General features: G+C 73.2%; 2 protein-coding genes. Both read right to left on the bottom strand.

Features of this window, described 5'->3' with window-relative positions; translation table 11 throughout:
* The coding region (locus tag AC07FK_RS33670) for a type I polyketide synthase (RefSeq protein ID WP_479108711.1) at window positions 1-1,841 on the bottom strand (1,841 nt) is incomplete at its 3' end.
* 54 nt (window positions 1,842-1,895) lie between these two features.
* A partial coding sequence (locus AC07FK_RS33665) for an SDR family NAD(P)-dependent oxidoreductase (protein ID WP_479108710.1) occupies window positions 1,896-10,272 on the bottom strand: 8,377 nt, incomplete at its 5' end.

Genomic DNA, 10,272 nt, shown 5'->3' with positions numbered 1-10,272 from the left:
TGTGCTCCCATGCCGGCCCACTGGTGTCCCTGGCCGGGGAAGACGAACGCGACCTTGCCGTCCACGTCCGCCGTCCCGGTGATCAGCTCGGCGGCCGGACCGTCGGCTGCCAGCGCCCGCAGGCCGTGGGTGAATCCCTCGTGGCCGTCAGCGATCACCACTGCCCGCTCCGAGAAGAGCGGGCGCGACGTCAGCAGCGTGTGCGCGACGTCCACCGGGGTGAAGTCCCCGGCGGCGTCCGCCAGCCGCCCGGCCTGGTCGCGCAGGGCGTTCGCGGTCTTCGCGGACACGAGCCACGGCACGGCGGCAGGCACGACGCCCGGTGCGGCATCCGTTGCGGCGTCCGCTGCGTCGGTCTCCTCGGCGGCGGCCGGGACCTGCGCCTGTTCGATGATGACGTGGGCGTTCGTCCCGCTGACGCCGAACGCCGAGACGGCGGCGCGGCGGGGCCGGTCCACGTCCGGCCACGCCCGGCGCTCGGTGAGGAGCTCGACCGCCCCCGCCGACCAGTCGACCTTCGTTGACGGCTCGTCGACGTGCAGGGTCTTGGGCAGCACTCCGTGGCGTATCGCCTGGATCATTTTGATGATCCCGGCGACGCCGGCGGCGGACTGGGCGTGCCCGATGTTGGACTTCAGCGAGCCGAGCCAGAGGGGTTGTTCGGCGTCGCGTCCCTTGCCGTAGGTGGCGATGAGGGCCTGGGCCTCGATGGGGTCGCCGAGTGTGGTGCCGGTGCCGTGGGCTTCGACGGTGTCGATGTCGGCGGGGGTGAGTCCGGCGTTGTCGAGGGCGGCGCGGATGACGCGCTGCTGGGAGGGGCCGTTGGGTGCGGTGAGGCCGTTGGAGGCGCCGTCCTGGTTGACGGCGGAGCCGCGTACGACCGCGAGCACGGGGTGGCCGAGACGTTCGGCGTCCGACAGGCGTTCGACGAGCAGTACGCCGACGCCTTCCGCCCACCCGGTGCCGTCCGCCGCGTCGGCGAACGCCTTGCAGCGGCCGTCGGTGGACAGGCCGCGCTGGCGCGAGAACTCGACGAAGGTGCCGGGCGTCGCCATGATCGCGGCCCCTCCGGCGAGTGCCATGTCGATCTCACCGTTGCGCAGCGACTGGACCGCCAGGTGCAGAGCGACGAGGGACGACGAGCAGGCCGTGTCCAGGGTGACGGACGGGCCTTCGAGGCCGAGCGTGTACGAGACGCGGCCCGAGGCCACGGCGGCGGCCGTGCCGGTGCTCAGGTAGCCCTCGACCTCGGCCGGGGCGTTCTCCATGTCGGTCGCGTAGTCGTGGTACATGACGCCCGAGTACACGCCGACGCGGCTGCCGCGCAGGCCGGTCGGATCGATGCCGGCCCGCTCGAACGCCTCCCACGACGTCTCCAGGAGCAGCCGCTGCTGCGGGTTCATCGACAGGGCTTCGCGCTGGTTGATGCCGAAGAACCCGGCGTCGAACTCGGTCGCCCCGTCCAGGAAGCCGCCCTCGCTGACGTACGAGGTGCCCCGGCGCTCCGGGTCCGGATCGAAGAGCCGCTCCAGGTCCCAGCCCCGGTCGTCGGGGAACGGGCCGACCGCGTCGCCGCCCGCGTCGACGAGCTGCCACAGTTCGTCGGGTGTGGTCACCCCGCCCGGCAGGCGGCACGCCATCCCGACGACGGCGATCGGCTCGGACTTCGCGGCCTCTACGTCCCGGAGCCGCTTGTTGGCCTGCTTCAGGTCGACCAGGGCTCGCTTCAGGTAGTCGCGGAGCTTCTGGTCGCCGCCCGCGCCACCGCTGTCGCCGCCGGCGGGGTTGCTGCTGTGTGAGGTGCTGGTGCTCGATGTGGTGTTGCTGGACTCGTTGGACATGACCGGGTCTGCCCCTTCAAGGCGTCGGTGGATGGACGGCTGGAACCTGGCTGATCAGGACAGGCCGAGTTCACCGTCCATGAGCCGGAACAGCTCGTCGTCGGTCGCCGCGTCGAGATCGGGGACGAGCTCCTCGACCGTCTCCCGCGGGGTGGCCGCGGTGGCGACGAGCGTGGTGGTCCGGGCGGCCGAGCCGTTCGAACCGATGCTGGCCGACAGCTCCTGGAGCCGGGCCGCGACCTGTGCCCGTACCGCCTCGTCTCCGTTGAGGGAGCCGGTCAGCGAGGCCAGTGCCTGTTCCAGCAGGCCGAGTTCGGCGGGCACCTGGGCAGTCGGTGCGCCGGTTCCGGTGCAGCCGAGTTCCTCGATGAGCTGACCGGCGAGCTCCCCGGGGGTCGGGTAGTCGAAGATCAGCGTGGCGGGCAGGCGGACTCCGGTGGCGCCGGCCAGCCGGTTGCGGAGCTCCACGGCGGCCAGTGAGTCGAAGCCCAGGTCCTTGAAGGCGTTCTCCTCACCGATCGCCCTGGTAGTGGCGTGCCCGAGTACGGTCGCCGCCTCGGAACGCACCAGTTCCAGTACGGCCTTCACGCGCTCGGCGGCGGGAAGGGTGTTCAGCCGGTCGGCCAGCGACTCCTCCGCGACAGCCGCGGTACGGGCCGTCTTGCGCGGCGCACGCACCAGCGACCGCAGCAGCGGCGGGACCTCTCCGCCGGGCGAGGCAGCCTGCTTGCGCAGCCCCGGCAGGTCCAGCCGGGCCGTCACCAGCGCGGCTTCGTCCTTCGAGGCGAGTCCCGCGTCGAGCAGGGCGAGCGCCGTCTCCGTGGACATCGCGGTGATCCCGGTGCGCCTCCCGCGCTGGAGGTCCGCCTCGCTCAGCTCACCGGTCATGCCGCTCGCCTCGGCCCACAGTCCCCAGGCGAGCGAGACGGCGGGAGCGCCTTCGGCGCGGAGCCGGCCCGCGAGAGCGTCCAGGTACGTGTTGGCGGCGGCGTAGTTGGCCTGTCCGGGGTTGCCGAGGGTGCCGGCGGCGGAGGAGAAGAGGACGAAGGCTGTGAGGTTGTGATGCTTGGTGGCTTCGTGGAGGACGTGGGCGGCGTCGGTTTTGGCGGTGAACGCGGTGTTGAGGCGGTCGGGGTTCTGGGCGGTGAGGGTGGCGTCGTCGAGTACGCCTGCGGTGTGGATGACGGCGGTGAGGGGGTGGTCGGGGTGGATGGTGTCGAGGAGTGCTGTGACTTGGTCGGGGTTGGTGGCGTCGACGGGGCTGATGGTGATGTGGGCGCCGAGTGCGGTGAGTTCTTGGTGGAGTTGGTCGGCTCCGGGGGTGTGGGGTCCGCGTCGGCTGATGAGGTGGAGGTGGGTGATGTGGTGGTGGGTGATGAGGTGGCGGGCGGTGAGGGCGCCGAGGGTGCCGGTGCCGCCGGTGATGAGGACGGTGCCGTTCGGGTCGAGGGGGCTGTCGCCGGTGGCGACGGCGGTCCGGGCCAGGCGCGGGACCGTGATGCGTCCGTCCCGCAGCGCCAGTTGGGGTTCTCCCGTGGCGAGTGCGGCGTGGAGCAGCTCTGCGGACCTCGCGTCGGTGTCGGTCTCGACGAGGACCAGTCGGCCCGGGTGCTCGCTCTGAGCGGTCCGCACCAGGCCCCACACGGCGGCCTGCTCCGGCACGGCCACCGCGTCGCGCGTCAGCACGACCAGCGGCCTGTCCTCGGGCCCGGAGGCCAGATGGTCCTGCACGGTGGCCAGCGCGTGGCCCGTCAGCGCCCGTACGTCCGCGTCGGTGCGCTCCGTCAGGTCCAGGACCGGCCAGTCGGCGCCGGTCGTGGTGCCGGGCACGGTGACCGGCTGCCACTCCACCCGGAACAGGGCGTCTCGCAGCCTGTCCGCCCCGGCCCCGAGCTGCGCGGTGTCCACGGCCCGGAAGGTGAGGCCGTCGACGGTGGCCACGGGTGCGCCGGTCGTGTCGGCCGCCTCGACCGTCACCGTGTCGGCCCCCTGGGGCGTGATACGGACGCGGAGCCGGGCAGCGCCGGTGGCGTGCAGGGCCACTCCGTTCCAGGCGAACGGCAGCAGTACGTGTCCGGCGTCCGTCTCCGCGACGGCCCCGAAGCTCGTCGTGTGCAGGGCCGCGTCGAGGAGCGCCGGGTGCAGGCAGAAGGCGGCGGCTTCACCCGCAGCGTCGTCCGGCAGCGCGACCTCCGCGAACAGCTCCTCCCCGCGCCGCCACACTGAGCGCAGCCCCTGGAACAGTGGGCCGAACTCGTGCCCCGCCGTCGCCTGACGCTCGTAGAAGCCTTCGATGTCCACGGGCTCGGCGCCCGCCGGGGGCCACGCCGTCAGCGTGGCGGACACCGGCCGCCGGGTGGCGGTCAGGGAACCCTCTGCGTGCAGGACCCATTCGTCGCCGCCGTCGGCACGGGAGTGGACGCTCACCGGGCGGCGCCCGTCCGACCCGTCGTCGGGCGCGCCGACCTGGACCCGCACCTCGACGCCGCCGTGCTCCGGCAGCACCATCGGCGACTGGAGGACCAGTTCCTCCAGGACCCCCGCGTCGACCTGGTCACCGGCCCGGACCGCCAGTTCGACCAGCGCGGTGCCCGGCACGAGGACCGTCCCGGACTTGGCGTGCTCGACCAGCCAGGGGTGGCTCTTCAGCGAGAGCCGGCCGGTCGCCAGCACCCCCTTGTCGTCGGGCAGCTCCACGACCGCGCCCAGCAGGGGGTGTTCGGCGGCGGCGAGGCCCAGGGCGGCCACGTCCGTGGCGCCCGCCGCCATCTCGGCCCAGTACCGCTCCCGCTGGAAGGCGTACGTCGGCAGGTCGACGCGGGTGGCGCCGGCGAAGGCGGCGGACCAGTCGGCCGACGTACCCCTGACGTGCAGGCCGCCCAGGGCGGTGAGCAGTGTGCCCGGCTCGGAGCGCTCGCGGCGCAGCGCCGGCACGAAGACCTCGGCCGCCGCGGCCGACCCGGAGGCGTCGCCGTCCGCGAGGGCGTCGACCGTCTCGCGCGCCATCGCCGTCAGGACGGCGTCGGGACCGATCTCCAGGTACTGGGCGACCCCTTCGGCCCGCAGGTTGCGCACGGCGTCGGCGAACCGCACCGGCTGCCGCACGTGCTCGGCCCAGTAGTCGGCCGAACCCAGCCGGTCGGGACCGACGGGCGAGCCCGTCAGCGTGGAGACCACCGCGATGCGCGGCTGCCCGTACGTCAGCCCGGCGGCGACCGTCCGGAACTCCTCCAGCATCGGCTCCATGCGGGCCGAGTGGAAGGCGTGGCTGACCCGCAGCCGCTTGGTCTTCCAGCCCCGCTCCTTGCAGATGCCGGCGACGGCCAGGACCGCGCCCTCGTCACCGGAGACCACCACCGCGGACGGCCCGTTGACCGCCGCGACGCCCGCCCGGCCGTCGGCCGGCAGCAGCGGCAGCACGTCGGCCTCGGTGGCCTGAACGGCGACCATCGCCCCGCCCTCGGGCAGCGCCTGCATCAGCCGGCCCCGCGCGGCGACCAGAGCGGCCCCGTCGGCGAGCGAGTACACGTCCGCCACGTGTGCGGCCGCCAGCTCGCCGATGGAGTGTCCGGCCACGAAGTCGGGACGTACGCCCCAGCTCTCGACCAGGCGGAACAGTGCCACCTGGACCGCGAACAGCGCGGACTGCGTGTAGACCGTGCGGTGCAGCAACTCGGCGCTCTCGCTGCCCGGTTCGGCGAACACGACGTCCCGCACCGAGTGCCCGACGTGGCCCGCTTCGACCAGGTGCCGGTCGAGCTCGGCGCACGCGGCGTCGAAGGCCCGCGCGTACACGGGGTACGCCTCGTACAGCTCATGTCCCATTCCGGTGCGCTGGCTGCCCTGCCCGGTGAAGAGGAACGCCGTCCGTCCCGCCGCCGGGCCGCCGCGTACCACCGAGGCCGGCAGTGATCCCCCCGCCAGGCCGTCGAGCCCCGCGAGCAGTTCCTCGCGATCGGCCGCGACGACGACGGCGCGGTGGTCGAGCGCGGCCCGCGCGGTGGCGAGCGAGTACGCCACGTCGGTGAGCGGCGTCTGTGCCGTACGGCCGCTGTCGCGCAGCCACGCGGCGAGGCGGGCGGCCTGTCCGCCGAGGCCCTCGGGGGACTTCGCCGACAGGACGTACGGCAGAACCGCGGCCGGTGCGGCGTCGGGTGCGTCGGTCTCCTCGTCGGTGGCCGGGAGCGGTGCCTGTTCGATGATGACGTGGGCGTTGGTGCCGCTGACGCCGAAGGACGAGACGGCGGCGCGGCGCGGTCGGTTCACCTCGGGCCAGGGGCGGGCCTCGGTGAGGAGCTCCACGGCGCCTTCGGTCCAGTCGACCTTCGTCGACGGCTCGTCGACGTGCAGCGTCTTGGGCAGCACCCCGTGCCGGATCGCCTGCACCATTTTGATCACACTGGCCGCGCCGGCGGCGCCCTGCGTGTGACCGATGTTGGACTTCAACGACCCCAGCCACAGAGGTCGGTCGGTGTCCCGGTCCTTGCCGTAGGTGGCGATGAGCGCCTGCGCCTCGATCGGGTCGCCCAGCGTCGTGCCCGTGCCGTGGGCCTCTACGGCGTCGACCTCCCCGCCCTTGAGCCCGGCGTCCTCCAGGGCGGCGCGGATGACGCGCTGCTGGGAGGGGCCGTTGGGTGCGGTGAGGCCGTTGGAGGCGCCGTCCTGGTTGACCGCCGTGCCGCGTACGACCGCGAGCACGGGGTGGCCGAGCCGCTCGGCGTCCGACAACCGCTCGACGAGCAGCAGCGCCACGCCCTCGGCCCAGCCGGTGCCGTCCGCCGCGTCGGCGAACGCCTTGCAGCGGCCGTCGGTGGACAGACCGCGCTGCCGCGAGAACTCCACGAACGCGTCCGGTGTCGTCATCACCGCCACGCCGCCCGCCAGGGCCATCGTCGACTCCCCGGTGCGCAGCGACTGCGCGGCCAGGTGGAGGGCGACCAGCGAGGAGGAGCAGGCGGTGTCGACGGTGAGCGCCGGGCCCTCGAGGCCGAAGGTGTACGAGATGCGGCCGGAGGCGACACTGCCAGACGTACCGGTCAGCCGGTATCCCTCCAGCTCACCCGAGTTGTGCTGCAACCGCAGCGTGTAGTCGCGGTCGTTGACCCCGACGAACACGCCCACGCGCTCGCCGCCGAGCCCCGTCGGGTCGATGCCGGCCCGCTCGAACGTCTCCCAGGTGGTTTCCAGGAGCAGCCGCTGCTGCGGGTCCATCGCGAGCGCCTCGCGCGGCGAGATCCCGAAGAAGCCGGCGTCGAAGCGGGTCGCGGTGTCCAGGAACGCGCCATGGCGCGCGTACGAGGTGCCGAGGCGCTCCGGGTCCGGGTCGTACAGACCCTCCAGGTCCCAGCCGCGGTCCTCGGGGAACCCGCCGATCACGTCGGCGCCGTCCGCGACCAGGCGCCACAGCTCGTCGGGCCCGTCCGCGCCGCCCGGGAACCGGCAGCCCATCGCCACGATCACGACGGGATCGTCGTCCCCGGCCGCCGCGCGTCCGGCCGGACCGGACGCCTCGGCCGGGTCCTGCGTCCCGACGAGGTCGGTGAGCAGCTTGCGGGCGAGGACGATCGGCGTCGGGTAGTCGAAGACCAGCGTGGTGGGCAGGGCGAGCCCGGCCCGCTTGCCGATCCGGTTGCGCAGCTCGACCGCCGTGAGGGAGTCGAAGCCGAGGTCCTTGAAGGCCCGCTTCTCGTCGATCGCACCGGCCGCCGAGTGGCCGAGTACGGTCGCGGCCTCCGTCCGCACCAGGTCGAGCACGGCCCGCTCCCGCTCGGCGGCGGAGAGCCCGGCGAGCTGCCGGCCGAGGGCGTTCTCGCCGCCCTGGTCCGCAGACGCCGCCTGCGCGGCCGCGCGCCGCAGGGGGCGTACGAGCGAACGCAGCAGCAGCGGTACCGGCTCGGTGACCGAACGCGCCCGGAGACCGGCCAGGTCGAGGCGGGCCGTCACCAGCGCCGGCTCGGCCGACCGCAGGCCCGCGTCGAGGAGCGCCATGCCCGTGTCCGCCGAGAGCCCCAGCATGCCGTCACGCCGGTGCCGCTGGAGCGCGGCCTTGTCCAGGTGGGCGGTCATCCCGCTGACGTCCGACCAGTAACCCCAGGCGAGGGAGGTGGCGGGGGTGCCTTGGGTGCGGAGGTGGTGGGCGTAGGCGTCGAGTGCGGCGTTGGCGGCGGCGTAGTTGGCCTGTCCGGGGTTGCCGAGGGTGCCGGCGGCGGAGGAGAAGAGGAGGAAGGCTGTGAGGTTGTGGTGCTTGGTGGCTTCGTGGAGGACGTGGGCGGCGTCGGTCTTCGCCTGGTAGGCGGTGTCCAAGTGTTGGGGGGTTTGGGCGGTGAGGGTGGCGTCGTCGAGTACGCCTGCGGTGTGGATGACGGCGGTGAGGGGGTGGTCGGGGTGGATGGTGTTGAGGAGTGTTGTGACTTGGTCGGGGTTGGTGGCGTCGACGGGGCTGATGGTGATGTGGGCGCCGAGTGCGGTGAGTTCTTGGTGGAGTTGGTCGGCTCCGGGGGTGTGGGGTCCGCGTCGGCTGATGAGGTGGAGGTGGGTGATGTGGTGGTGGGTGATGAGGTGGCGGGCGGTGAGGGCGCCGAGGGTGCCGGTGCCGCCGGTGATGAGGACGGTGCCGTTGGGGTCGAGGGGGCTGTCGCCGGTGGTGAGGGTGGTCCGGGCCAGGCGCGGGACGGTGATGCGTCCGTTCCGTAGCGCCAGTTGGGGTTCTCCGGTGGCGAGTGCGGTGTGGAGCAGGTCTGCGGACTCGGTGTCGGTGTCGGTGTCGGTGTCGACGAGGGTGATGCGGTCGGGGTGTTCGTTCTGTGCGGTGCGCAGGAGTCCCCAGACGGCGGCTTGTGCGGGGTTGGTGGTGGCGTTGCGGGTGAGGACGACCAGGCGGGTGTGGTCGGGGTCGGTGGTGAGGAGGGTTTGGACGGTGGTCAGTACGTCGCTGGTCAGGGCGCGTATGTCCTCGTCGGTGCGGTGGGTGAGGTCCAGGACGGGCCAGTCGGCCCCGGCGGTGCTGTCGGGTGCGGTGACCGGCTGCCACTCCACCCGGAACACCGCGTCCCGCGCCGGGTCCTGCCCCGCGCCCAGTTCGGCGGTGTCCACGGCACGGAACGACACCTCGCGTATCGCCAGCACCGGACCACCAGCCGAGTCGGCCGCGGCCACCGCGATGGCGTTCTCGCCCTGCGGCGTGATCCGCACCCGCAGCTGAGCGGCCCCGGACGCGTACAGCGCGACCCGTCGCCAGGTGTGCGGCACGAGCACCTTGCCGTCGTCGCGCACGTGTTCCAGCGCGCCGAAGGCGGCGGCCGAGAGCACGGTGTCCAGGAGCGCGGGATGCAGCCCGAACGCCCCGGCGGCATCGGCCGCCTCGCCGTCGAGTGCCACCTCGGCGTACACCTCGTCGCCGTGGCGCCACACCTTGCGCAGCCCCTCGGCCAGGCCCGTCACGTCCACGGCCTCCGCGCCCTGCGGCGGCCGGACGGTGAAGTCGCCCGCGAACTCCGGGGCGGCGGTGAGCCGGCCGATCGCGTTCCGCACCCAGGCGTCGGACTCGTGGGCACGGGAGTGAATGCTCACCGTGCGGCGGTCGTGCGTCCTGGCGTTCCCGCTGTCGTCCGGTGCGCCGACCTGGACCCGTATCTGGATGCTGCCGCGCTCCGGCAGCACCATCGGGGCCTCGAGGGTCAGCTCCTCGACCGCTCCGGCGCCCACGTGGTCACCGGCGCGGACGGCGAGCTCGACGAGGACGGACCCCTGCACGTGCGCACTGCCCTCCGCCCCGTCCGCAGCGAGCCACGGGTGCGTCTTCAGCGAGAGCCGGCTGGTGGCCAGTACGCCGCCGGAGCCCGGCAGCTCCACCAGGGCGCCGAGCAGCGGGTGCTCCTCGGCGGCCAGTCCGAGCGCGCCCGCGTCGGTGCTGCCGGAGCCCTCCAGCCAGTAACGCGTGCGCTGGAAGGGGTAGGTGGGCAGCTCGACGCGCGGCGGCTGTGCGTCGCCGTACGCCGGTCGCCAGTCCACCGGTACGCCGCGTACGTGGAGGGTGGCGAGGGAGGTGAGGAAGCGGGTGGTGGTGTCTTCGCCGCGGCGGAGGGTGCCGGTGGTGACGGAGGGGGAGTCGGCGTGGGTGTCGAGGATGTCCTGGATCGCCATGGAGACGACGGGGTGGGCGCTGATCTCGACGAAGGTGCGGAAGTCCTCGGCGACGAGGGTTTCGACGGATGCGCCGAAGCGGACCTGGTGGCGGAGGTTGTCGTACCAGTACGTGCCGCCCATGGCCGTGGTGTCGAGCCACTCGGCGCGGAGGGTGGAGAAGAGCGGGATGGTCGCTTGGTGCGGTCGGACCTCGTTCAGTACGAGGGCGAGTTCGTCTTCGATGCGTTCGACGTGGCTGGTGTGGGAGGCGTAGTCGACGGGGATTTTGCGGGCGCGGATGCCGTCG

The organism is Streptomyces sp. NPDC046122 (genome assembly GCF_056429965.1).
This window is presented reverse-complemented; position numbering and strand designations above follow the sequence as displayed.